Raw genomic sequence first — 22,358 nt, 5'->3', positions numbered from 1 at the left:
CGCGGGCCGCCCGGCCCGCGATGCCTAAGCTGAAGAGGGGCCCGCAGCCTCCCCCCGGCATGGTTCAGGCTTGAGTATCGACCCGGCTGACCGGCTCGTCGGCCCCGCGCTTGGCGGCGCCGACCATGGCTTCGCGCAGCAGGCGGCCGTGGATGGTGTAGCCGTCCTGGAGGACCTGGACGATGGTGCCGCCGGGCTTGCCGGTGTTCTCGACCTCGAACACCACCTGGTGGAAGTTGGGATCGAACTGCTCGCCCAGCGCTTCCATCTTCTTGATGCCGCCGCGGTCGAACGCGGCGTGGAGCTGGCGCTCGGTCGCCTCGATGCCGACCAGCAGGTTCTTGAGCGTCTCGTCCTGCTCGCGCTGCTCGGCGGGAACGGCGTCGACGGCCCGGCGCAGGTTGTCGGCGACCGCCAGCAGTTCCTTGGCGAAGCTGCTGACCGCGTACTTGGCGGTGTCCTCGCGCTCGCGCTGGGAACGGCGGCGGATGTTCTCCGTCTCGGCCAGGGTGCGCAGGAGCTGATCCTTCAGGCCGGCGACCTCGGCCTCCAGCGCCGCGACCCGATCTCCGCCCTGGGTGTCGCCCTGGCCGTCCGAACCTGCGGCTTCCTCACCGGGCGCCGCGGCGGTTTCGGGTGCGTCGGGAGCGGTAACCGTGTCGGCGTCGGCCTCGTTGGGCTTCTTCTGGGGTTCGTTCATGGCAAATACTCGGTTCGTGGCTCGATGAATGGGTTGCGATGAATTCCGGGGAACCCCGGGGCCGGGCGGTCAGCCGAGCAGGCGGCCGATCACCTTGGCGGTGTAATCCACCATGGGGATGATCCGCGCGTAATTGATCCGGGTCGGACCGATCACGCCGATCGCGCCGACGATCTGCTCGCGGCTGTCCTGGTAGGGGGCGATGATCATCGAACAGCCGGCGTGGCTGAACAGGGTGTTCTCCGCGCCGATGAAGATCTGCACGCCCTCCGCCTTGTTGGCGGCGTCGAGCAGGCGGAGCATCGCCTCCTTGGTCTCCAGCGCCTCGAACAGGGCGCGGATGCGCTCCAGATCGGAAAGCGCGGTCACGTCGTCAAGGAGTTTCGCCTGGCCGCGCACGATCAGGTGGCCGGTCGAGCCGGAGCCGGCCCAGGTCGCCAGCCCGGCTTCCACCACCCGCGACGACAGCTCGTCGAGCTGGGTGCGCTGCTCGTCGATCTCCCGCACGACGGCGGTCTTGGCCTCGTCCAGGGTGCGGCCGATCAACCGGGCGTTGAGGTAGTTGGACGCGGTCTGGAGGGTCGAGGCCGGCATGCCCAGCGGCACCTCGACCACCCGGTTCTCGACCAGGCCGTCCTCCGTCACCAGGACCACCAGGGCGCGGCCGGGCGCCAGGTTGACGAACTCGATATGCTTCAGCGCCCGGTCGGTCTTGGGCGCCAGCACCAGCCCGGCGCAGCTGGACAGGCCGGACAGCATGGACGACGCCTCCGCCAGCACGTCGGGCAGGCTGCGGCCCGATGTCGCACACTTGGCGTCGATGCTTTCCCGCTCCTGGTCGGACAGCCGGCCCAGCTCCAGCAGGCCGTGGACGAACAGGCGCAGCCCCGCCTCCGTCGGCAGGCGGCCGGCCGAGGTGTGGGGCGCGTAGAGCAGTCCCAGGTCCTCCAGGTCGGCCATGACGTTGCGGATCGTCGCCGGCGACAGGGAAATGCCGAGCCGGCGGGAGATGGTGCGAGAGCCGATCGGCTCGCCCGTCTCCACGTAGGCATCGACGATGGTGCGGAAAATGTCTCGCGAGCGCTGGTTCAGTTCGCTGATCATATGAGCTTCGACAACGCTGACGGCACGATGTGGGGCCTCCCAGCCGGTTGCTCCCGGCCGTCCTGGCCGAACCTGCAATGTAGTCAGGGCCTTGCCGCGAATCAACCGGGGCGCCCCGGCGGTTCCTGTTCGGCGCGAGACCGGACCGCACTGGACGGGGCGCGGGCGAGCGGCTAGCTTGCCCCTCCGCATCCACACCTATTCACGGGACACAGCACCATGCGCCCCTCCGGCCGCCTTCCCGACGCCCTGCGTCAGATCAGCCTGGAACCGGGCTTCTCGAAATATGCCGAGGGCTCCTGCCTCGTCAGGTTCGGCGACACCCACGTGCTGTGCACCGCCAGCGTGGACGAGCGGGTCCCGCCGTTCCTGCGCAACACCGGGCTGGGCTGGGTCACCGCCGAGTACGGCATGCTGCCCCGCTCCACCGGCAGCCGCACCGACCGCGAGGCGGCCAAGGGCCGGCAGTCCGGCCGCACCCAGGAGATCCAGCGCCTGATCGGCCGCTCGCTCCGCGCGGTCACCAACCGGTCCGGCATGGGCGAGACCCAGATCAAGGTCGACTGCGACGTGATCCAGGCCGACGGCGGCACCCGCACGGCGGCGATCACCGGCAGCTACGTGGCGCTCTACTTGGCGTTCAAGCATCTGGTGGAGATCGGCAAGCTGAAGTCGATCCCGATGACCGACTCGGTGGCCGGTATCTCGGCCGGGATCTACAACGGTACGGCGGTGCTGGACCTGGACTATGCCGAGGATTCGACCGCCCAGGCCGACACCAATTTCGTGCTGACCGGCAGCGGCGGCATCGTCGAGGTGCAGGGCACCGCGGAGGAGAAGCCGTTCAGCCAGGACCAGTTCATGGAGCTGCTGGCGCTGGCCCAGAAGGGCGTCGGCGAGCTGACGAAATTGCAGAAGGCCGCTCTCGGCCTGTCCTGAGCGTAGCCAGAATCAGTCAGGGCCCGTAACAACCAGGAATTCCGATGACCAGGAAGTTCGACGGCGACACGCTGGTGGTCGCCAGCCACAACAAGGGGAAGGTGCGGGAGATTTCGGCGCTGCTCGGCCCCTACGTGGCCCGGTTCCGCTCGGCGGCGGAGCTCGGCCTGCCCGAGCCGGAGGAGACCGGCGACAGCTTCATCGCCAACGCCGAGCTGAAGGCGAGGGCCGCCGCCACCGCCAGCGGGCTGATCGCGCTGTCCGACGACAGCGGGCTGGTGGTGCCGGCGATCGGCGGGCAGCCGGGCATCTATTCCGCGCGCTGGGCCGGGCCGGACAAGGACTTCGCCGTCGCCATGGAGCGTGTCCGGCGCGAGCTGGCGGACGGCGACCGCGCGGCCTATTTCGTCAGCGCGCTGACGCTGGCCTGGCCCGACGGCCATTGCGAGTCGGTCGAGGGCCGGGTCTACGGCACGCTGGCCTGGCCGCCGCGCGGAGCGAACGGCTTCGGCTACGACCCGATGTTCGTGCCCGACGGGTACGAGATCACCTTCGGCGAGATGGACCCGGACGAGAAGCACCGGATCAGCCACCGCGCCGACGCCTTCCGCCAGCTCGTGGAGCGGTGTTTCGGTTGAAGGATCTGGAAATGAGTTCCCGGGACGGGTCGGAACCCGGTTTCGGCATCTATGTGCATTGGCCGTTCTGCCTGGCCAAGTGCCCCTACTGCGACTTCAACAGCCATGTCCGGGACGGGGTGGACCATGCCCGCTGGCGGGCGGCGCTGCTGCGGGAGCTGGACCACTATGCCGACCGGACGGCGGGCCGGACGGTGACCTCGATCTTCTTCGGCGGCGGCACGCCGTCGCTGATGGAGCCGGCCACCGTCGCCGCCGTGATCGAGCGGGTGCGCGCGCGCTGGAACACCGTTCCCGGCCTGGAGATCACGCTGGAGGCCAACCCGACCTCGGTCGAGGCGACCCGTTTCGAGGGGTTCCGGGCGGCCGGGGTCAACCGGGTGTCGCTGGGCATCCAGGCGCTCGACGACGAGTCGCTGAAGTTCCTGGGCCGCGCCCACAGCGCGTCGGAGGCGCTGGGCGCCATCGGCCTCGCCGCGCGCCACTTCGACCGCTTCTCGTTCGACCTGATCTATGCCCGCCCTGACCAGTCGGTCGCGGCGTGGGAGGCGGAGCTGCGCCGGGCGCTGGACCATGCGGTCGGGCACCTGTCGGTCTATCAGCTGACGATCGAGGAAGGGACGCGCTTCCACACCCTTTATAATCGCGGCGCCTTCGCCCTGCCGGACGACGAGCTGGCCGGCGACCTGTACGAGGCGACGCAGGCGCTGCTGGAAGGCGCCGGCCTGCCGGCCTACGAGATCTCCAACCATGCCCGGCCGGGCGAGGAATCGCGCCATAACCTGACCTATTGGCGCTATGGCGACTATGTCGGAGTCGGCCCCGGCGCCCACGGCCGGCTGACCCTGGACGGCACCAAATACGCGACCCGCGCCCACCGCGCGCCGGAGGCCTGGCTGGACCTGGTGGACCGCAACGGCCATGGCGGGCACGCGACCGAGGAGGTGGCACCGGGCGAACGGCTGGTCGAGATGCTGATGATGGGGATGCGCCTGACCGAGGGCGTCCCGCTCGCCCGGCTCCACGAGGAGTCCGGCCTGACGGTGGACCGGGCGCTGGACCCCGCCGGGCTGGAGCGGATGGTGGCGGGCGGCTTCGCCGAGCTGACCCCGACCCGCCTGCGCGCCACCCCGGCGGGCCGCCAGCGCCTGAACGCCCTGCTCGCCCGGCTGCTGCCGGCCTGAAGCCTAGTGGCTCGGCACAGTGGTTTCGATTTGGTTTACGTTGGTCGACCCGGTCGGGGCAGCTGGATCAGTGCGTTGGGCCACGGCCCAACGCAACGCGGCGAATGGAACAGCAGTCCGTAGGGACCGGAGCGGTTCAGCCCGGTCGGAAACTCCATCATCAGGTTGGCCCGCATCCGGCCTGCCTTGTTCGAAGCAGGCATGGAATGAAGAAAACTGGCCACAGATGACGGCGATATCCTCAGATGATCCGGTCTGTATCTTTGTCCATCGCCGTAATCTGTGGCAAAAGCCTGAATTACACTTGCGTTGCCACCGCTGGAGCGGTGCCCAATCAGGCCGATCCGCCCCGGGGCAGCCGGGCCGATGCGTGGAACGGCGGTCGGAAACCGCTTTAGAACCCCAGGGACTGGAAGCTGCTGGGCGCCGGGTCGATCACCCGGTTGCCGTTCGGCGTCACCTCCATCACCGCGAGGCCGCGGTCGACCAGGCCGTCGGGGCGCAGGCGGAAGATGCCGTCCACGCCGGCGAAGCCGTTGGGGTTGGTCAGCGCCAGGGTGTCGAACGGGGCCGGGCCGCCGTTGCGGGCCAGTACCGCGGCGAGCGCCGCCGCGTCGTAGGCCAGCGTCGCGAGGCGCGGCGGACGGCGGCCGTAGACCGCCTCGAACCGCTGCTCGAAGTCGCGCCGCGCCGAGGGATCGGGGGCGGCGTACCAGCCGCCGACCAGCGCCGGCTCGCTGCCCAGGGTGGGATCGTCCCACATCCCGGTGCCCAGCAGCCTGACCTGTGCCGGATCGATCTGGAAGGCCGGCAGCAGCGACGCGGCGCTGCGCAGCTTGGGGCCGCCCTCCGCCAGCATGACGGCGTCCAGGCTTCCCGGGCCGCCGGAGGCCAGCGACTGGACCGCCGGCGACAGGTCGGTGGCGGAGGGATCGTAGCGTTCGGTCCGGACGACCCGGGCGCCGACGTCCAGCGCCGCGGTGTTGAGCGCCGAACTGACGGCATCGCCATAGGCGTCGCGCGGGGCCAGCGAGCCGATCCGGCTGATGCCCTGCGACCTGGCGTAGGAGACCACGCGGCGGACCTGATTGTCGGGCGAGAAGCCGATCGTCCAGGCGCCGCTGCCCGCCTGGCTCATATTGTTCGAGAACGAGATCATGCTGAGGCCGGCGCCCTGCACCGCCGGCCGCACCGCTCCCACCGAGGACGAATAGAGCGGCCCCAGGATGAGTTGGGCGCCTTCCGCGATGGCTTCGCGGGCGGCCTCGCTGGCGCCGCCGGGCGTGCCCTTGGTGTCGCGCGGGATCAGCTGGAAACTGTCGTCGCCCAGGTCGAACAGGGCCATCTGCGCCGCTTCGAGCATGCCCTGGCCGAGGTCCGCTGCGTTGCCGGTCAGCGGCACCAGCAGCGCCACCTTGACCGTCCGGTCCACCGGGGCGACCGGTTCCAGCGGTTCGGCGGTGATCGGCGCTTGCTGCGCTTGCACCTGCGGTGGTTCAGGTCCTACGGTGGGCGCACAGGCGGCCAGGGCCAGCAGGCCGGCCGCCAGCCATACCGGCTTCAGGATATCTGGAAAAGTCGCCAAACGTGTCACCGACGGACTCCACTTCGATAGGGGCGGGCGAGAGCGTGGAAGGTAGCGGGACCGGCAGCCCAAGTAAACCGACCCCCGGCCTCTACCTCGTCGCCACTCCCATCGGCAATGCCGCAGACATAACGCTGCGGGCGCTGTCGGTGTTGCGCGCGGCCGACGCGATCGCCTGCGAGGACACCCGCGTCACCCGCAAGCTGCTGAACGCCCACGGCGTCGGCACGCCGATGATCTCCTACCACGAGCACAACGCCGCGAAGATGCGGCCGGTGCTGCTGGAACGGCTGGGCGCCGGGGAGACCATCGCCCTGGTCTCCGACGCCGGGACGCCGCTGATCTCCGATCCCGGATACAAGCTGGTGCGCGACTGCGTCGCGGCCGGGCTGCCGGTGACCACCCTGCCCGGGGCCAGCGCGCCGGTGACGGCGCTGGTGCTGTCGGGCCTGCCGACCGACCGCTTCCTGTTCGCCGGGTTCCTGCCGCCCAAGTCGGCCGCGCGCCGCGCCGCCGCCCACGAGCTGGCGGGCGTCCGCGCGACGCTGGTCTTCTTCGAGAGCAAGGAGCGGCTGGCCGCGACGCTGGCCGACCTGCACGCGGTGCTGGGCGACCGGGAGGCCGCCGTGGCGCGCGAGCTGACCAAGATGTTCGAGGAGGTCCGGCGCGGCCGGCTGTCGGAACTGGCGGCCCACTATGCCGGGCACGGCCCGCCCAAGGGCGAGATCGTCGTCGTCGTCGGGCCGCCGGAGGAAGGCGCCGGCGCCGCCGACGAGGCTTCGGTGGACAGAGCGCTGGCCGAGGCAATGGAACGCATGAGCGTGCGCGACGCGGCGTCGGAGGTGGCGGCCCGGACCGGCTGGCCGCGCCGGCAGGTCTATGCCCGGGCCCTGGAGCTGTCCCGCAACGGGACCGCCGAACCGCCCCCGGAGGGAGAGGACGATGGTGGCTGACCCCTTGAAGCGGAGCGCGAGCCCGGTACGGCTGGCCGCGTGGCGCCGCGGCCGCTGGTCGGAGGCGCTGTGCCGCCTGGCGCTGCGGTTGAAGGGCTACCGCATCCTGGCGCGCGGCTGGCGTTGCCCCCAGGGCGAGATCGACATCGTCGCCCGGCGCGGCGGCACCGTCGCCATCGTCGAGGTCAAGGCCCGCGGGTCCCTGTACGCCGCGGGCTCCGCCGTCTCGCCGCGCCAGCGCCGCAGGCTGGAGCGGGCAGCCCTGGCCTTCGTCGCCCGCCACCCCGGCCTCAACGGGCTGGCGATCCGATTCGACGTGATGATGGTCGTTCCCGGCCGGTGGCCGCGCCACGTGGCCGACGCCTGGCGGGAGGGTGCATGAGGGCGGTCCGGCGCCGGGAAGGAGGCTGGTGGGTTGTTCCCTCGCATGGTTTATGCTCTATGTCCGGCCGGGCCGCCGCCGTCGCCATGGCCGCGGCCGTCGCACGCCCTTCCCGGACGCCATGAGAAGAAGAGCCGTGATCAGCCGACTGGAAGCCAAGGACGTCCTGCGCCGCGTCGGGACCCAACCGGATGAGGAAATCGACCTGGCCGAGGCGGCGCTCGCCCTGGCCGCCCTGGAGCAGCCCGAAGCGGAGCTGGACCGCTACCGCGATCACCTGTCGGCGCTGGCCCGCGAGGTGGCGGAGCTGAACCCGCCCGAGGAGGACAGCCTGGAGGCGCGGGTCGCCGCCCTTCAGGACGTGCTGGTCGCCCGGCACGGCTACGAGGGCGACACGCTGACCTACGACGACATCCAGAACGCCAACATGATGCGGGTGATCGACCGGAAGAAGGGACTGCCGGTGGCACTCGGGATCCTGTTCATCCAGTCCGCGCGCGCCCAGGGCTGGAGCATCTTCGGCCTGAACTTCCCCGGCCATTTCCTGGTGCGGCTGGAATATGCGGGCGAGCGGATCATCATCGACCCGTTCAACCAGGGCCAGGCCCGCAGCGTCATGGAGCTGCGCGACCTGCTGAAGATCGCGGCCGGGGCCGACGCCGAGCTGACCCCGGAATATTACGCCACGGTCGGCAACCGGGATATACTGCTGCGGCTGCAGAACAACCTGAAGCTCCGCTTCCTGAAGGCCGACCGGGTGGACAAGGCAATCGAGGTGCTGGACGGCATGCTGCTGTTCGCGCCCCGGGAGGCGACGCTGTGGCGCGAGTCCGGGCTGCTGAACGCCCATTCCGGGAACCTGGCTGCGGCGGTAGGCGCGCTGGAGACCTTCATGGAGCTGGGCGACAACGACCTCCTCCGCCACCAGACCGCGCTGCTGATCCAGCAGCTCAAGACCCGCCTCAACTGACCCGATCCCAGAGAAACGATCCGCCGCGGAGCCCCCGATGAGTCTCGCCGTCGCCATCCAGATGGACCCGATCGAAGGCATCAACATCGATGCCGACAGCAGCTTCATGATGGCCCTGGAGGCGCAGCGCCGCGGCCATGCGCTGTTCCACTACCTGCCGCAGCATCTCAGCTTCCGCCAGGGTCGCCTGTACGCGCGCGTACGCCCCCTGGAGGTCCGGCGGGAGTACGGCAACCACTTCACCTTCGGCGGGGAGCAGGTGATCGACCTGGCGACCATGGACGTGGTGCTGATGCGCCAGGACCCGCCGTTCGACATGGCCTATATCACGGCGACCCACCTGCTGGAGCATATCCAGGCCGACACGCTGGTCATCAACGACCCGGTCCATGTGCGGAACGCGCCGGAGAAGCTGTTCGTCACCCATTTCCCCGACCTGATGCCGCCGACCCTGATCACCAGCGACAAGGCGGAGATCCTGTCGTTTCGCGAGGAGTTCAAGGACATCATCGTCAAGCCGCTGTTCGGCAACGGCGGGGCCGGCGTCTTCCACCTGAAGCCGGACGACGAGAACCTGGGCTCGCTGCTGGAGATGTTCACCCAGCTCTACCGGGAGCCGGTGATCGTCCAGAAGTACCTTCCCGAGATCCGGGAGGGCGACAAGCGGATCATCCTGATCGACGGCGAACCCGGCGGCGCGGTCAGCCGCATCCCCGTCACCGGGGAGGCGCGGGCCAACTTCCACGCCGGCGGCAGCGCCCGGCAGACGGTGCTGACCACCCGCGAGCGCGACATCTGCGCCGCGATCGGGCCGACGCTGAGGGAAAAGGGGCTGGTCTTCGTCGGGATCGACGTGATCGGCGACTACCTGACCGAGATCAACGTCACCTCGCCGACCGGCATCCAGGAGATCAACCGCCTGGACGGCGTCCAGCTGGAGGTCGAGCTGTGGGATGCGATCGAGACCCGCCACCACGAGCGCCACGCGGGCAAGCCGGTCTGATCGTCCGCGGATGAAGAATCCCGATCACGCCTCGCCGATGAAGTTCCTGTACTTGTCGGCGAGGGCCGCCACGGCGGCGTCGTACAGGCGCTTGCCGTGCTCCGGCCGGGACAGCCCGGGGTTGGAGCCGATCCGGCCGTCGGGGAAGCGGCGGCGGTAGTCGCGGGCGTCGTAGAACTGGCTGCTGGGCGCCACCGGCGGATCGAGCGGTGCTTCCTTGATGTGGTCCGGATAAAGATACTGCATCACGGACACCTCGCTGGGGGTCGCGTGGCTGCCCTCGGACGAGCCGAACAGCTCCTTGCTGAGGCCGTAGACGGCCTCGTTCTCCCACCAGCTGATCACCCGGCAGCGCACCTCCGGCGCCGAGGCGCCCCGGGCCGCCCTGAGCTCGGCATAGACCTCGTTGAAGGCGGCGCGCACGGTCGCGATGTTGCCGCCGTGGCCGTTGATGAACAGGAAGCGCTCGAACCCGTGCTCGGCCAGCGCCGCGACATAGTCCCGGATGACGAGGACCAGCGTCGAGGGCCGCAAGGTCATGGTGCCGGGGAACTCCATGTGGTGGACGGCCATGCCGACCCCGATCGTCGGCCCGACCAGCGCCCCGGCGGCGGCGCCGACCCCCAGCGCGATCTCCTCCGCGCAGAGGGCGTCGGTGCCGATCAGGCCGTTGGGACCGTGCTGTTCCGTCGAGCCGATGGGGATGATGATCCCCTTCGACGTCTTCAGGTAGGTCTCGACCTCGGGCCAGGTGCTGAGTTGAAGGCGCATGGATGATCCAGGTTGTTTCGGGACGGGGTGTTCTTCGGGTCAGGTCTGCCGGAGCGTCAGGGACACGCCGGGATCGCTCTGGAGCGAGCCGGTCAGCGACCAGCGCCCGGCGCGGAACTGGAACGTGTCGAACCGGGCGGTCGGCCGGCCGCTGCCGTGGAGCAGGACCAGTGTGTCGCCCTCGGTCCGCCAGCGCACCTCGGTCGGGCGCCCGCCCGCGATCGACTGGTCCGGCATCAGGCGCAGCGTCGCGAGGGTCTGGCCGGAAGCGTCCTCCAGCGCCCAGTCCCCGGCGCTGAGATCGACCGGGATCGGCAGCGCGCCGGGCGCGGATGCCGGCGGCGGGGGTGCCGCCTCCCGGGCGGCGGGGCTGCGAAGGACATAATCCTGGCCGGGAGCGGACGGATCGTCGCCCCGGATCACCGGGACGCCGCCCTCCGGAGCCAGGGTCGAAAAGCGCACCGAGGTGCGGCCGTCGGCGTCGTAGAAGCTCAGCACGCCGTTCTCGACCGACCAGAACCGCGCCCGCGGATGGACGTCCCCGGCGATGCCGCCTTCGGGCGACAGGGTCACGAGGCCGAACGGCTCCTCGCCGGCCGGGCCGAAGGTCCAGGTGCTGCCGGACAGGTAATCCTGCTCCAGCGCGGCATTCCCCGGCGCGGCCGTCGGTGCCGCCGGCATGGGAGGCGGCGAAGGCTCCCGATAGGCGGGTTCCTGGAACGTGGGTGCCGGAGCGGGCTGCTCCCCGGCTCCGCCGACGACGCGCAGGCTGCTGACCGGCACCGTGCCGTACTGGCTGGTGAAGGTCACGGTCCAGCCGTTCCCCTGCTGCTGCGACACGCCGGAGATCATGTGGTCGCCGGTATCGTACACCGTCACCGTCCCGGCGATATCGACCGCCAAGCGGTTGGCATGGCCGAAATAGGCGTAGCGGATGTCGTTCTGGCCGCCGCTGGAGTTCGGCTGGCCCAGGTCGGCCGGCCACCAGGACCCGGAATTCCAGCCGCCGAACGATCCGGACAGGCTCGAAGAGGGTTGGGAGTATTGGGACTGGGATTGGACCGGCGCCGGCTCCCACAGCCAACCCTGGTCGTTGGCCAGCAGGTTGGACAGCTCGACGCAGACATTATCGACCCGGGCCTTCAGCGCGTTGTTGAACAGGTCGCTGACCATGGTCATGCCGCCCATCATCCACTGGCCCGAGCCGCCGAAGTCGGGATGGCTGAACTGGGCCATGGTGCCGCCGCCGCGCACCAGCGCGTCCAGCATGGTCATCGCGCCGTCGGTGCTGATTCCGTGGCGCTGGGCGATCTCGGCGATCCTCGCCTGCCCTTCCGAAGTCAAGTTCCGCATCGCCAGCCTGCCATCCCCGAATGTCGTCAGATCGGCCGGTCCGCCGTCCCGGACCGGTACCGTCGCCTCTTACCACGCTGCCCGGTTCCGACAAATGCGATTCGTCCCGCGGAGAGGGTCGCATACGGGGATTGAAGGCGCGGCGGGCGGATATGTTGCCTGGCCGGCAAGCCTGCGGCAATCCGACCGGAGGAGAACGCCGCCCGAATCCCGTGACGATGCTGGCAAGGTGCCCGCCAACCCCATACAGTCGCGTGCGTCGGCAGGCGGAGGGCGTCACGTTGGTTGCGCGGGTCAATACGGTTGCATTCCAGGGCATCGAGGTGCTGAACATCGATGTGCAGGTCCAGGTCTCCGGCGGGGTGGTCGCCTTCACCGTCGTGGGCCTGCCGGACAAGGCGGTCGGCGAGAGCCGGGAGCGGGTGCGCGGCGCCTTCCAGGCGCTGGGCCTGTCGCTTCCGCCCAAGCGCATCACCGTCAACATGGCGCCGGCCGACGTGCAGAAGGAAGGCAGCCACTACGACCTGCCGATCGCGCTGGGGCTGCTGGCCGCCATGGGCGTCCTGCCGGTGGAGGAGATCGCCGGATATACGGCACTCGGCGAGCTGGCGCTCGACGGCAGCCTGACCGCCGTGGCGGGCGTGCTGCCGGCGGCGCTCGGGGCGCTCCAGCAGGAACGGGGCCTGATCTGCCCCGCCGCCTGCGGCAGCGAGGCCGCTTGGGCCAACGGGCTGGAGGTGCTGGCGGCCCCGTCCCTGCTGTCGCTGATCAACCACTTCAAGGGAACCCAGGTGCTGGCCCCCCCGCGCCGGTACGTGGAGGAGATCTCGACCAGCATGCCGGACCTGCGCGACGTCAAGGGCCAGGAGACCGCCAAGCGCGCCCTGGAGGTCGCGGCGTCGGGAAACCACAACCTGCTGATGGTCGGTCCGCCGGGATCGGGCAAGTCGATGCTGGCCGCCCGGCTGCCCGGCATCCTGCCGCCGCTGGAACCGAAGGAGGCGCTGGAGGTCTCGATGATCCACAGCGTCGCCGGGCATCTCCAGGGCGGCAGGATCCTGCGCAACAGGCAGTTCCGGGAGCCGCACCAGGGCACCAGCCTGCCGGCCCTGGTCGGCGGCGGCTCGCGCGCCAAGCCGGGGGAGATCAGCCTGGCGCACAAGGGCGTTCTGTTCCTGGACGAACTGCCCGAATTCCCGCGGCAGGTGCTGGAGGCGCTGCGCCAGCCGCTGGAGACCGGCCGGGTCACGATCGCGCGGGCGAACCACCATGTCACGTATCCGGCGCGGTTCCAGCTGATCGCGGCGATGAACCCGTGCCGCTGCGGCTATCTGGGCGATCCAGCCAGGGCCTGCTCCCAGGCGCCGAAATGCGGCGTCCAGTACCAGAGCCGGATCAGCGGCCCCCTGTTCGACCGGATCGACTGTCATGTGGACGTCCCGCCGGTCAGCGCCGCCGACCTCAGCCTGCCGCCCCCGGCCGAGGGCAGCGCCGAGGTGGCCGCCCGGGTGGCGGCCGCCCGCGCCATCCAGGCGGAGCGGTTCCACGTTCCGGGCGGGGAGGACACCGGGCCGCGGACCAATGCCGAGGCGGACGGGGAACTGCTTGAGAAGGTGGCGAGCCCCGACCAGCCCGGCCGCGCCCTGCTGACCGAGGCCGCCGAGCGCATGCGCCTGTCCGCGCGGGGCTATCACCGGGTCCTGCGTGTCGCCCGCACCCTGGCCGACATGGAAGGGAGCACGCCTGTGCGCCGCCTGCACGTCGCGGAGGCGCTCAGCTACCGGCGGATCGTCCCGGGGCGGTAGGATTCCCGTGGCCACCGTTGCGGCCGACTTCTCGAATGTATATACATGGTGTAGAGATGCGATGGACGCCGAATACGAGTGGGACAGTCGTAAGAACCTGAGCAACCAGCGGAAGCACAGGCTGAGTTTCGATGTGGCGCTTCTGATCTGGGACGGCTTCGTCTATGAGTGGCCCGATCGCCGTACCGATTACGGCGAGGAGCGGATCTGCGCGATCGGCGAAATCGAGGGCCGTGCGGTTTTCGTCGCCTATACATGGCGCAACGGCAGGCGCCGGATCATTTCGGCCAGGAAGGCGGACAGGGATGAGCAACGATCATACCGTCAGGCGCTCGCGCGCCGGTCTGAAATCGGCGAAGGCTGATTGGAGCGGGTTCGATGCCTTGACCGACCGGGATATCGAGGCGGCGGTGCGCGACGACCCGGATGCGGCGCCGCTGGTCGATGAGGCGTGGTTCGATCAGGCCCGATTCGTCGCTCCCCCCAGCAAGGCGGCTATCAATATCCGGCTCGACAAGGACGTGCTCGACTTCTTCAAGTCGGAAGGAGCGGGTTACCAGACACGGATGAATGCGGTCCTGCGGGCATACATGGAACATGAGCGACGAAAAAGGCGGGCCTGACGGTCGAAAACCGGTGCATGCGAACCGCGACGGAAGCTCAGCATTGCCGCGACCTTCCAGCACAAGCAGTATTCACCCGGCGAGGTGATATTTCGGAAAGGCGGAACCGGTACCTTCCTCTACTTGGCCGAGCACGAGGTGCCGGCGCGCCGCGAAGGCGGAGACCATGGGGATGACGGCCTTCTTGCCCTTCGCAGGATACGACCGGCGCACCGTCAAGTCGTCGAGCGGGTAGGCCACCTTGCCGCGCCGTCGCGGGTCCGGGAGGGATCGGGAATGCTCCAGATGAACGAGCGTCTTGCCCGGAGCGCCGGTCGCCTCCATCGTGCCACCCCGTCGCCGGATCGGTGGCCGCCGTCGGATTCGGAACGCTACCGAAATGTCAGGCGTTCCTTTACCCGATCGCCCGGCCTCGGCATTCCGGTTTGCGACCGGGGATCGTTGCCATATTATGTGAAGACAGCGCCTTCCGGGTGCGGTCCGGTTGGTGATCGGGGAATATCGCGATGCGACCATCGCAGGTTCTGGACAAGCATCGACAGGGCATCCTGGATATCGCCCGCCGGCACGGCGTATCGAATGTACGGGTGTTCGGTTCGGTATCACGGCGTGATGACACGGAAGACAGCGACGTCGACCTTCTGGTCGAGCCGTCGGAAACCACGACGTTGCTGGATCTGGCGCGGCTGAAGCGGGAGGCCGAGACCCTGACCGGCGTTCCGTTCGACGTACGCACGCCCCTGTCCCTGTCGCCGCGATTCCGCGCACGGGTGCTGCGGGAGGCGAGGCCGCTGTGACGGGGAATGGGTCCCGAGGGCGACGCCATCGTCCTGAAACCTGTTTGGCAGACCGTCCAGCGGGACATTCCGGGCCTGCGGCAGGACCTGGAGAGGACGTTGGCAGGCATGCGGCATGGCTGAGGAGGTGCCGTGGCAACGACATGCCCAGGTTCAGGGCCGGCTGAATCCTGGAAGGAACTGGTCGGCCGGCGCGTCTCTTTGTCATGGAGCGATCGTTCCCGACGGACCGGCTTGCGCGGTCGCGGACGGTGTTGCACAGTCGCTGCGATGTCTAATCAGTCTCCGAACCGCGACGGAAGTTCCCCATGGCCGCGACCTTCCAGCACAAGCAGTATTCCCCCGGCGAGGTGATCTTCCGGAAGGGTGAAACCGGTACCTTCCTCTACCTGGTCGAGCGCGGGTCCGTGATCATCTGGGTCGGGGACGAGGCCGACAAGAAGATCATCGGCGAGGTCGAGACCGGCGGGCTGTTCGGCGAGATGGCGATCCTGGACCGCCAGCCGCGCATGGCGAACGCCAGCGCCGCGGGCGAGACCCAGTTGCTGGAGATGCCGGCCAGCGTGCTGCGGCAGGCGATCAACCGGGCCGATCCGCTGGTGGTGCAGCTGATCAACGTGCTGATCAACAATCTCCGCCGGTCGGCGAAGGACTCCGAACCGCAGGTCTGAGAGTGGGCGGACCCGGTCAGGCCGACGTGGTGTTCAGGCTGTCGTCGGTGCCCGTATTGCCGGGGGCGCCGCTGGTCGGCGGGTCCGAGGGATGGTCGGCCGGCGCCTTCCGGTTGGGGTCCTGGTTCTCGCCCGCCGGGTTCTGCCGCGTCTGGTCCTTGTCTTTTTCGGTCGTCATGTCATAGGTCTCCGGTTGCTCAAGGTTAGAACCGGGCCGAGTCGCCGCCGGTTCCCGCCGCGCTTCCGCTGAATATTCTTCCGGAGAAGGATCCATGGTCGCCGCTTCCCTGCTCGCCGCGTTCTGGGCGGCCTTCGTGCTAGCCCTGGTCAGCCCCGGGCCGAACTTCGCCGTGCTTCTGGGAACGGCGCTGCAACGGGGGCGCGCGGCCGCGGTCAAGGTCGCGTTCGGGATGGCGATCGGCGAGGCGGTCTGGGGGTTCGCGGCCGTGTTCGGCGTGGCCTTGCTGGCGGCAAGGCATCCGTGGATCGGCACCGGCCTGCGGGTCGGCGGCGGGATGTTCCTGCTCTACCTGGCGTTCCTGTCGATCCGGGCGGCGCTGCGCCGCACCGGCCCGGACGCTGAACCGGCGGGAGAGCCGGCGCCGTCCCCCGCCGCCCGCGGCGGCATCGCGCGGGGGTTCGGGCTGATGCTGCTGAACCCGAAGGCCGGCGTCTTCTGGGTTTCGCTGACCAGCGTGTTCCTGACGCCGGAGACGCCCGCCTCGATCGGGGTGATCGCGGTGGCGGGCGCCGTCCTGCTGTCGCTCGGCTGGCACACCATGCTGGCGGTGGCCCTGTCCGCCGATGCGGTCACCGCCGCGTACCGCCGCCTGCGCCGGGGACTGGAGGCGACGCTGGGCGTCGTCCTGGCGGGGCTGGGGCTGCGCCTGCTCGTCTCGAACTGACGCAACCCCTTTCCCTGCCCCTTCCCTGCCCTACTCCGCCGGGGCCGGCGGTGCCGATCCTTGGGCCGGCGCCGTCTCCCGGGGCTTGCGGGCGAAGCTGCGCATCACCGTGTAGAACACGGGCGTGAAGATCAGCCCGAAGAAGGTGACGCCGAGCATGCCGTAGAACACCGCCGTGCCGAGCGACTGGCGCATCTCGGCACCGGCGCCCTGTGCGATCATCAGGGGCACGACGCCCAGGATGAACGCGAAGGAGGTCATCAGGATCGGCCGCAGGCGGGTGCGCGCCGCTTCCACCGCCGCGTCGAACCGGCTCATGCCCTCGTCCTCGGCCTGCTTGGCGAACTCCACGATCAGGATCGCGTTCTTGGCCGCCAGTCCCACCAGCACGACGAACCCGACCTGGGCCAGGATGTCCACCGACATGCCCCGGATCAGCAATCCGGTGACGGCGGCCAGCAGGCACATCGGCACGATCAGGATGACCGAGAAGGGCAGCGTCCAGCTCTCGTACTGGGCGGCCAGCAGCAGGAAGACGAACACCACCGACATGCCGAAGATCAGCAGCCCGCTGTCGCCGGCTCCCCGTTCCTGGTAGGCCAGTTCGGTCCACTCGTAGCCGAAGCCGTCGGGCAGCCGCTCCGCCGCGATCCGTTCCATGGCGTCCAGGCCGAAGCCGGTGGAATAGCCCGGCAGGGTGGCGCCCTGGACCTCCGTGGAGGGATAGAGGTTGTAGCGGGTCACCCGGTACGGGCCGGTGGTGTCGCGCAGCTCGGCGACCGAGCCGATCGGCACCATCTCGCCCCGCTCGTTGCGGGTCTTCAGGTTGGCGATGTCGCGGGGATCGTCGCGGAACGAGCCGTCGGCCTGGGCGGTCACCCGGTAGGTGCGGCCCAGGAAGTTGAACTCGTTGACGAAGGTGGATCCCAGATAGACCTCCAGCGTCTCGAACACGCGGTCGGCCGAGACGCCGAGCATCTGGGCGCGCAGCCGGTCGATGTCGGCGAAGACCTTGGGCGTCGAGGTGTTGAACAGGGAGAAGACGCCGACCAGTCCCGGCGTGCCGTTGGCCGCCCCCACGATCTCCTGCGTCGCCTCCTCCAGCGCGTCGAGGCCGCGGCCCCGCTTGTCCTGGACGATCATCTTGAAGCCGCCGGAATTGCCGATGCCGCGGACCGGCGGCGGCGGGATCGTGATGATGAAGGCGTCCTGGATGCCGGAGAGCCGGCCGAACAGCTCCTGCTGGAGCCGGTCGGCGGTCAGGCCCCTGGGCAGCCGTTCCTCGAACGGCTCCATGGCGGCGAAGATGGCGCCGGCGTTGGACGCGTTGGTGAAGGTGGCGCCGTCGAACCCGGCGAACGGCACGGCGTGGGCGATGCCCTCCGTCTCCAGGATGATCCTTGTCGCCTCGCGCACGACGGCGTCGGTGCGGGCGAGCGAGGCCCCGGGCGGGAGCTGGATCACCGTGATCAGGTAGCCCTGGTCCTGGTTGGGAATGAAGCCGGTGGGCGCCCGGTCGAACTGCCACCAGGTCGCCCCGACCAGCAGGCCGTAGACCGGCAGCACCAGCAGCGGCAGCCGGACCAGCCGCCGGGTCATGCCGCCGTAGCCGCCGGCGAGCCGGTCGAACAGCCGGTTGAAGCCGCGGAAGAAGGCGTTGACCGGCCGCATCAGCGGCGAGGCCCGCTTGTGCTCCTCGTGCCCGTGCGGCTTGAACAGCAGGGCGCAGAGCGCCGGGCTGAGGGTCAGCGACACGAAGCAGGAGATCGCGGTCGCCGCGGCGATCGTGACGGCGAACTGGCGGAAGAACTGGCCGGAGATGCCGGAGACGAAGGCCGCCGGGATGAACACCGCGGTCAGCACCAGCGCGATCGCGATCAGGGCGCCGCCGACCTCGTCCATGGTCCGGTGCGCCGCCTCGCGCGGGGACATGCCCTGCCGAAGGTTGCGCTCGACGTTCTCCACCACCACGATCGCGTCGTCGACCACGATGCCGATCGCCAGTACCAGGCCGAATAGCGAAAGGGTGTTGAGCGAGTAGCCCAGCAGGGCCAGCACGGTGAAGGTGCCGACCAGCGACACCGGGATCGCCAGGATCGGGATGATCGAGGCGCGCCAGGTCTGGAGGAACAGGATCACGACGATGACGACCAGGACGACCGCCTCGAAGATCGTCTTGATCACCTCGTTGACCGATTCGGCGATGAATTCGGTCGGGTTGTAGACGATGTCGTATTGGAGGCCTTCGGGGAACGACCGGGACAGCTCGGCCATGGTCGCCTTCAGCCGTTCGGCGGTCTCCAGCGCGTTGGAGCCGGGCCGCTGGAAGATCAGCAGCGGCACGGCCACTCGCTCGTCCAGATAGCCGTTGGTGCCGTAGTCCTGGGCCGCCAGCTCGACCCGGCCGATATCCCGGACGCGCGTTACCCGGCCGTCGGGGTCGGTCCGGACGACGATGTTGGAGAACTGCCGGGGATCGATTAGCCGGCCCAGCGTCTCGATGTTGAGCTGGAAGGCTCCCGGCGTCGGTACCGGCGGCTGGTTGAGCACGCCGGACGCCACCTGGACGTTCTGCGAGCGCAGCGCCGCCACCACCTCGCCGGGGGTCAGGTTGCGGCTGGCGATCCGGTCGGGGTCCAGCCAGATCCGCATGGCGTAGTCGCGGGCGCCGAACACCTGGACGTCGCCGACGCCGTCGAGCCGGGCCAGCACGTCCTTGACCTGCAATGTCGCGTAGTTGGAGATGTAGAGCTGGTCGCGGGACTCGTCGGGCGAGCTGAGATGGATCACCATCAGCATGTCGGGCGAGTTCTTGCGGACCGTCACGCCCAGCCGCCGGACCTCCTCCGGAAGGCGCGGCTCGGCCACCGCGACCCGGTTCTGGACCAGCACCTGGGCGGTGTCCAGGTCGGTGCCGAGCGCGAAGCTGATGGTCACCACCAGGCGCCCGTCGCCGGTCGACTGCGAGGACATGTAGAGCATGTTCTCGACGCCGTTGATCTCCTGCTCCAGGGGAGCGGCGACCGTGTCGGCGACCACCTCGGCGGAGGCGCCGGGATATGTCGCGTTGACCACGATGGTCGGCGGCGCGATCTCGGGGTACTGGGCGACCGGCAGGGTGAAATAGGCGAAGCCGCCGATCAGGGTGATCAGGATCGAGAGGACCGTCGCGAAGATCGGTCGCTCGATGAACAGGTGGGAGAGCTTCAAGGCCTGGCCTCCGGTGACTGCACCTCGGCCGCCTGGATCTCGCCGGGCTGCGGCGTCACCTTGGAGCCGGGACGGGCGCGCACGATGCCGCTGATGATGACGCGGTCATCGGGATCCAGGCCGGAGCGGATGATCCGCAACCCGTCCTCGATCGGGCCGGGCCGGACCGGCTTGGGCACCACGGTGCCGTCCTCCGCCACGGTCAGCACGATCTTGTTGGACTGGTCGCTGACGATGGCGCTGTCGGGCAGCAGGGTGGCGGTATAGAGCTCCGATCCGGGCAGGCGCAGCCGGCCGAACTGGCCGGGGGTCAGCATCAGGTCGGGGTTCTCGAACACGGCGCGCGCCCGGATCGTGCCGGCGCCGCGGTCCACCTGGTTGTCGATGAAGTCGATGCGGCCGTTCAGCGGCCAGTCGCGCTCGTCGAACAGGCGGGCCTGGACCTGGACGCCGCCGTCGCGCTGCTGGGCCAGCAGCCCGCGGGCGGTGGCGCGCTGGTAGGCCAGGAAGTCGCTCTCGCTCATGTCGAAGTCGAAATAGATCGGGTCGAGCGAGACGATGGTGGTCATCAAGGTCGGCGTCCCGCCGGAACCGCCGGCGATCAGGTTGCCGACGCTGACCTCCCGCTTGCTGATCCGGCCGCCGGACGGCGCCGTGATGCGGGTGAACTCCAGGTCCAGCTCGGCGGTCCGCAGGGCGGCCTTGGCGACCTCGATGCCGGCGGTGGCGACCCGCGCCTCCTGGATGCGCTCGTCGTAGACGCTGCCCGACAGCACGTCGCGCTGGCGGAGCGACGCGGCGCGGGCGAGCTGCTGGTTGGCGAGGTCGAGCCGGGCGTTGGCCTGGGCGAGCTGGGCCTTGGCGGAAGCGACCGCCGCCTCGAACGGCCGGGGATCGATCACGAAGAGCAGGTCGCCCTTCCGGACGAGCTGGCCATCGCGGAAGTGGACCGACTCCAGGTAGCCGCTGACGCGGGCCCGGATCTCGACATAGTCGACGGCCGAGAACTGGCCGGTGAACTCGTCCCACTCGATCAGGTCGCGGCGCAGCGGCTTGGCGACGGTGACCGGCGGCGGGGGTGTCGCCGCCGTCTGCGCCTGGGCGGGATGGGAAATGCCGAGATACCCATAGGCGCCGCCGGCGACGGCCAGGGCGAGGGCCGCCCCGGCGAGCCAGGCGGCGCGGGATCCCGGACGGCGGATAGTGTCTCCAGTCATGGTCTGCTCCCTCCTGTGCGGACCGGCCCCTCGTTCTTCGGGAGTATTCTTCGGGAATACCGGTTTGCGGCCCGCACAACCTTCAAGTGCGTTGCAGTAAGCAGTGCTGTCAGGAATCAGAGAATCCCGGTGAGCCGGCGGCACGGAAAAGGCCGAGACCGCCGGGGCGGGTTGGAGGCCGAATAAACGCGACTGTGAACTGTTCCGCTGTGCGCGGTATCACATGGCAGGACTCGGAAAGCTTCCGAATTGCCACATTTCCGGTACGGTTATTTGCTCTGTCCTGCTCAGTTCTTGCCGATCGGACGTTCACAATACCGAATTGCCAAGACAGATTTGTGACAAACGCGCCTCCCTGATCAGGCGGGGCGGGCGACCCTATGACTTTCGGCAGCAGGCGTCGCGGCGGGATATTTCGGAGATCTTCTCTGTTAATATGCCACCTATCCGGCCCCCGCGCCCAGAGGCGCGGAATCGCCCAAGAATAGACGAAAATGGGAGGAGCTTTTCCGATGTCACACCGGCAATTCGCCCTGTTCAAGCCGGCCCTGGCCGCCGCGGCCCTGGTGGTCGGCGCGACCCTTGCGGCTGCCCCGGCCCGCGCCGAGATCAAGAGCCTGGAGATCATCGCCCCCGCCGCCCCGGGCGGCGGCTGGGACCAGCACGCCCGATCGATCCAACAGGTGCTGCAGAACCAGAACCTGGTCCCCAACGTCCAGGTCGTGAACGTTCCCGGCGCCGGCGGCACGATCGGCCTGGCGCAGTTCGTGACGGGCCGGAAGCGGACGCCGACCTTGCTGGTCGGCGGCCAGATCATGCTGGGGGCGATCATCACCAACAAGTCGGCGGTGACGCTCGACCAGGTGACCCCGCTGGCCCGCCTGACCGGCGAATATTCAGCCGTGGTGGTCCCGGCCGACAGCCCGCTGAAATCCCTCAAGGACCTGCTCGACAAGCTGAAGGCGGAGCCCGGATCGGTTTCGTGGGGCGGCGGGTCCGCCGGCGGCAGCGACCAGATCCTGGCCGGGCTGATCGCCAAGGAAGCCGGCGTCGAGCCGTCCAAGGTGAACTATGTCGCGACGGCCGGCGGCGGCGAGGTTCTGGCTGCCGTGCTGGGCGGACACATCACCACGGCGGTCAGCGGCTACAACGAGTTCGCGCCGCAGATCCAGGCGGGCAAGCTGCGGGCGCTGGCGGTCTCGTCGCCCGAACGCCTGCCCGGCGTCGATACCCCGACCCTGAAGGAGCAGGGCATCGACCTGGAGTTCGTCAACTGGCGCGGCATCTTCGCCCCCGGCAACCTGAAATCCGCGGAACTGAAGGAATACGACGCGCTGATGACCAAGGTGACGTCGAGCGCCGAGTGGAAGGATCTGGCCAAGCAGCGCGGCTGGATCGACCTGTACCTGCCTTCGGATAAGTTCGCCGAGTTCCTCAAGACCGAGCGCGCCCAGATCGAGGGCACCCTGACCGACCTGGGTCTGGTCAAGTAATCCCGGGAGGGCCGGCGGGGGAAAGCCGTTTCCCGCCGCCGGCCCCGCGGTGCCG

General features: G+C 69.3%; 23 protein-coding genes. 14 read left to right on the top strand and 9 right to left on the bottom strand.

The window, feature by feature from the left end:
• Positions 1–64: 64 nt before the first annotated feature.
• Positions 65–700 carry a nucleotide exchange factor GrpE gene (gene grpE / locus JL101_RS27850; protein ID WP_203103093.1) on the bottom strand — a complete coding sequence of 212 codons (636 nt, stop codon included), beginning with the start codon at positions 698–700 and terminating at the stop codon, positions 65–67.
• A 69-nt stretch (positions 701–769) separates the two neighbouring features.
• Positions 770–1,804: a heat-inducible transcriptional repressor HrcA gene (hrcA, locus tag JL101_RS27845; protein WP_158047793.1), complete on the bottom strand. Its 1,035-nt coding sequence runs from the start codon at positions 1,802–1,804 to the stop codon at positions 770–772.
• A 219-nt stretch (positions 1,805–2,023) separates the two neighbouring features.
• On the opposite strand from hrcA, the gene rph reads away from it, so the two are divergent.
• The 3 genes from rph to hemW are packed head-to-tail and all read left to right on the top strand — an operon-like array spanning position 2,024 to position 4,565.
• The gene (gene rph, locus JL101_RS27840) at positions 2,024–2,743 is read left to right on the top strand and encodes a ribonuclease PH (RefSeq protein ID WP_203103092.1); all 720 of its coding nucleotides are present in this window, start codon (positions 2,024–2,026) and stop codon (positions 2,741–2,743) included.
• 44 nt (positions 2,744–2,787) lie between these two features.
• A complete protein-coding gene (gene rdgB, locus JL101_RS27835; RefSeq protein WP_203103091.1) occupies positions 2,788–3,381 on the top strand; it encodes an RdgB/HAM1 family non-canonical purine NTP pyrophosphatase in 594 nt (197 codons plus the stop codon).
• A gap of 11 nt (positions 3,382–3,392) precedes the next feature.
• On the top strand, positions 3,393–4,565 hold the full coding sequence (gene hemW / locus JL101_RS27830) for a radical SAM family heme chaperone HemW (RefSeq protein WP_203103090.1): 1,173 nt from the start codon (positions 3,393–3,395) through the stop codon (positions 4,563–4,565).
• A gap of 394 nt (positions 4,566–4,959) precedes the next feature.
• On the opposite strand, the gene JL101_RS27825 is transcribed toward hemW, so the two are convergent.
• Entirely contained in the window at positions 4,960–6,159 is a 1,200-nt protein-coding gene (locus JL101_RS27825) for a penicillin-binding protein activator (RefSeq protein ID WP_228435203.1), read from the bottom strand.
• Between JL101_RS27825 and rsmI the strand changes: the two genes are divergently transcribed.
• From rsmI to gshB, 4 genes are all read left to right on the top strand, one after another.
• Positions 6,153–7,103 (top strand): 16S rRNA (cytidine(1402)-2'-O)-methyltransferase, encoded by a 951-nt coding sequence (gene rsmI, locus JL101_RS27820; RefSeq protein WP_407697369.1) that lies wholly within the window; start codon positions 6,153–6,155, stop codon positions 7,101–7,103. The two genes, JL101_RS27825 and rsmI, sit on opposite strands and share 7 nt — an antisense overlap.
• Positions 7,093–7,485 (top strand): YraN family protein, encoded by a 393-nt coding sequence (locus JL101_RS27815; protein ID WP_203103089.1) that lies wholly within the window; start codon positions 7,093–7,095, stop codon positions 7,483–7,485. The genes rsmI and JL101_RS27815 overlap by 11 nt, the downstream gene beginning before the upstream one ends.
• Before the next feature lie 136 nt (positions 7,486–7,621).
• Positions 7,622–8,455 carry a SirB1 family protein gene (locus JL101_RS27810; RefSeq protein WP_203103087.1) on the top strand — a complete coding sequence of 278 codons (834 nt, stop codon included), beginning with the start codon at positions 7,622–7,624 and terminating at the stop codon, positions 8,453–8,455.
• 37 nt (positions 8,456–8,492) lie between these two features.
• Positions 8,493–9,458: a glutathione synthase gene (gene gshB, locus JL101_RS27805; RefSeq protein WP_203103085.1), complete on the top strand. Its 966-nt coding sequence runs from the start codon at positions 8,493–8,495 to the stop codon at positions 9,456–9,458.
• Positions 9,459–9,482: 24 nt separating this feature from the next.
• Here the strand turns inward: gshB and JL101_RS27800 are convergent, their stop codons facing one another.
• Both JL101_RS27800 and JL101_RS27795 read right to left on the bottom strand, forming a co-directional pair.
• Positions 9,483–10,229, bottom strand: coding sequence for a creatininase family protein (locus tag JL101_RS27800; protein WP_203103084.1), 747 nt, complete (start codon positions 10,227–10,229; stop codon positions 9,483–9,485).
• 39 nt (positions 10,230–10,268) lie between these two features.
• Positions 10,269–11,582, bottom strand: coding sequence for a hypothetical protein (locus JL101_RS27795; RefSeq protein WP_203103083.1), 1,314 nt, complete (start codon positions 11,580–11,582; stop codon positions 10,269–10,271).
• Positions 11,583–11,863: 281 nt separating this feature from the next.
• Here JL101_RS27795 and JL101_RS27790 point away from each other — a divergent pair, with 281 nt between their 5' ends.
• The 3 genes from JL101_RS27790 to JL101_RS27780 all read left to right on the top strand — a co-directional run bounded on the left by JL101_RS27790 (position 11,864) and on the right by JL101_RS27780 (position 14,010).
• A complete protein-coding gene (locus JL101_RS27790; protein WP_203103082.1) occupies positions 11,864–13,387 on the top strand; it encodes a YifB family Mg chelatase-like AAA ATPase in 1,524 nt (507 codons plus the stop codon).
• 61 nt (positions 13,388–13,448) lie between these two features.
• On the top strand, positions 13,449–13,751 hold the full coding sequence (locus JL101_RS27785) for a BrnT family toxin (RefSeq protein ID WP_203103081.1): 303 nt from the start codon (positions 13,449–13,451) through the stop codon (positions 13,749–13,751).
• Complete coding sequence (locus JL101_RS27780; protein WP_203103080.1) at positions 13,693–14,010, top strand: BrnA antitoxin family protein; 318 nt, start codon at positions 13,693–13,695, stop codon at positions 14,008–14,010. Before JL101_RS27785 ends, JL101_RS27780 begins: the two co-directional genes overlap by 59 nt.
• Positions 14,011–14,082: 72 nt before the next feature.
• Here JL101_RS27780 and JL101_RS27775 read toward each other — a convergent pair whose 3' ends face one another.
• Positions 14,083–14,334: a hypothetical protein gene (locus JL101_RS27775; protein ID WP_203103079.1), complete on the bottom strand. Its 252-nt coding sequence runs from the start codon at positions 14,332–14,334 to the stop codon at positions 14,083–14,085.
• Positions 14,335–14,516: 182 nt separating this feature from the next.
• On the opposite strand from JL101_RS27775, the gene JL101_RS27770 reads away from it, so the two are divergent.
• Positions 14,517–14,807: a nucleotidyltransferase family protein gene (locus JL101_RS27770; RefSeq protein ID WP_201075931.1), complete on the top strand. Its 291-nt coding sequence runs from the start codon at positions 14,517–14,519 to the stop codon at positions 14,805–14,807.
• 308 nt (positions 14,808–15,115) lie between these two features.
• Positions 15,116–15,478 (top strand): cyclic nucleotide-binding domain-containing protein, encoded by a 363-nt coding sequence (locus JL101_RS27765; RefSeq protein WP_201075927.1) that lies wholly within the window; start codon positions 15,116–15,118, stop codon positions 15,476–15,478.
• Between the two features lie 16 nt (positions 15,479–15,494).
• On the opposite strand, the gene JL101_RS27760 is transcribed toward JL101_RS27765, so the two are convergent.
• Positions 15,495–15,656, bottom strand: a complete 162-nt coding sequence (locus JL101_RS27760; RefSeq protein WP_201075925.1) for a hypothetical protein — start codon at positions 15,654–15,656, stop codon at positions 15,495–15,497.
• 94 nt (positions 15,657–15,750) lie between these two features.
• Between JL101_RS27760 and JL101_RS27755 the strand changes: the two genes are divergently transcribed.
• A complete protein-coding gene (locus JL101_RS27755) occupies positions 15,751–16,383 on the top strand; it encodes a LysE family transporter (protein ID WP_203103078.1) in 633 nt (210 codons plus the stop codon).
• A 30-nt stretch (positions 16,384–16,413) separates the two neighbouring features.
• On the opposite strand, the gene JL101_RS27750 is transcribed toward JL101_RS27755, so the two are convergent.
• Entirely contained in the window at positions 16,414–19,593 is a 3,180-nt protein-coding gene (locus JL101_RS27750; protein ID WP_203103077.1) for an efflux RND transporter permease subunit, read from the bottom strand.
• Entirely contained in the window at positions 19,590–20,810 is a 1,221-nt protein-coding gene (locus JL101_RS27745; protein ID WP_203103076.1) for an efflux RND transporter periplasmic adaptor subunit, read from the bottom strand. Before JL101_RS27745 ends, JL101_RS27750 begins: the two co-directional genes overlap by 4 nt.
• Before the next feature lie 512 nt (positions 20,811–21,322).
• Between JL101_RS27745 and JL101_RS27740 the strand changes: the two genes are divergently transcribed.
• Complete coding sequence (locus JL101_RS27740) at positions 21,323–22,303, top strand: tripartite tricarboxylate transporter substrate binding protein (RefSeq protein WP_203103075.1); 981 nt, start codon at positions 21,323–21,325, stop codon at positions 22,301–22,303.
• Positions 22,304–22,358: the final 55 nt, after the last annotated feature.

Origin of the sequence: Skermanella rosea, assembly GCF_016806835.2 — a bacterium.
In the GTDB taxonomy this organism is placed as follows: domain Bacteria; phylum Pseudomonadota; class Alphaproteobacteria; order Azospirillales; family Azospirillaceae; genus Skermanella; species Skermanella rosea.
This window is presented reverse-complemented; position numbering and strand designations above follow the sequence as displayed.

Bases quoted from the DNA above. Each gene is read 5' to 3' on its own strand.
- grpE (WP_203103093.1), bottom strand. From the start codon at position 700: ATGAACGAACCCCAGAAGAAGCCCAACGAGGCCGACGCCGACACGGTT.
- hrcA (WP_158047793.1), bottom strand. From the start codon at position 1,804: ATGATCAGCGAACTGAACCAGCGCTCGCGAGACATTTTCCGCACCATC.
- rph (WP_203103092.1), top strand. From the start codon at position 2,024: ATGCGCCCCTCCGGCCGCCTTCCCGACGCCCTGCGTCAGATCAGCCTG.
- rdgB (WP_203103091.1), top strand. From the start codon at position 2,788: ATGACCAGGAAGTTCGACGGCGACACGCTGGTGGTCGCCAGCCACAAC.
- hemW (WP_203103090.1), top strand. From the start codon at position 3,393: ATGAGTTCCCGGGACGGGTCGGAACCCGGTTTCGGCATCTATGTGCAT.
- JL101_RS27815 (WP_203103089.1), top strand. From the start codon at position 7,093: ATGGTGGCTGACCCCTTGAAGCGGAGCGCGAGCCCGGTACGGCTGGCC.
- gshB (WP_203103085.1), top strand. From the start codon at position 8,493: ATGAGTCTCGCCGTCGCCATCCAGATGGACCCGATCGAAGGCATCAAC.
- JL101_RS27800 (WP_203103084.1), bottom strand. From the start codon at position 10,229: ATGCGCCTTCAACTCAGCACCTGGCCCGAGGTCGAGACCTACCTGAAG.
- JL101_RS27795 (WP_203103083.1), bottom strand. From the start codon at position 11,582: ATGCGGAACTTGACTTCGGAAGGGCAGGCGAGGATCGCCGAGATCGCC.
- JL101_RS27785 (WP_203103081.1), top strand. From the start codon at position 13,449: ATGGACGCCGAATACGAGTGGGACAGTCGTAAGAACCTGAGCAACCAG.
- JL101_RS27780 (WP_203103080.1), top strand. From the start codon at position 13,693: ATGAGCAACGATCATACCGTCAGGCGCTCGCGCGCCGGTCTGAAATCG.
- JL101_RS27775 (WP_203103079.1), bottom strand. From the start codon at position 14,334: ATGGAGGCGACCGGCGCTCCGGGCAAGACGCTCGTTCATCTGGAGCAT.
- JL101_RS27770 (WP_201075931.1), top strand. From the start codon at position 14,517: ATGCGACCATCGCAGGTTCTGGACAAGCATCGACAGGGCATCCTGGAT.
- JL101_RS27765 (WP_201075927.1), top strand. From the start codon at position 15,116: ATGGCCGCGACCTTCCAGCACAAGCAGTATTCCCCCGGCGAGGTGATC.
- JL101_RS27760 (WP_201075925.1), bottom strand. From the start codon at position 15,656: ATGACGACCGAAAAAGACAAGGACCAGACGCGGCAGAACCCGGCGGGC.
- JL101_RS27755 (WP_203103078.1), top strand. From the start codon at position 15,751: ATGGTCGCCGCTTCCCTGCTCGCCGCGTTCTGGGCGGCCTTCGTGCTA.
- JL101_RS27745 (WP_203103076.1), bottom strand. From the start codon at position 20,810: ATGACTGGAGACACTATCCGCCGTCCGGGATCCCGCGCCGCCTGGCTC.
- JL101_RS27740 (WP_203103075.1), top strand. From the start codon at position 21,323: ATGTCACACCGGCAATTCGCCCTGTTCAAGCCGGCCCTGGCCGCCGCG.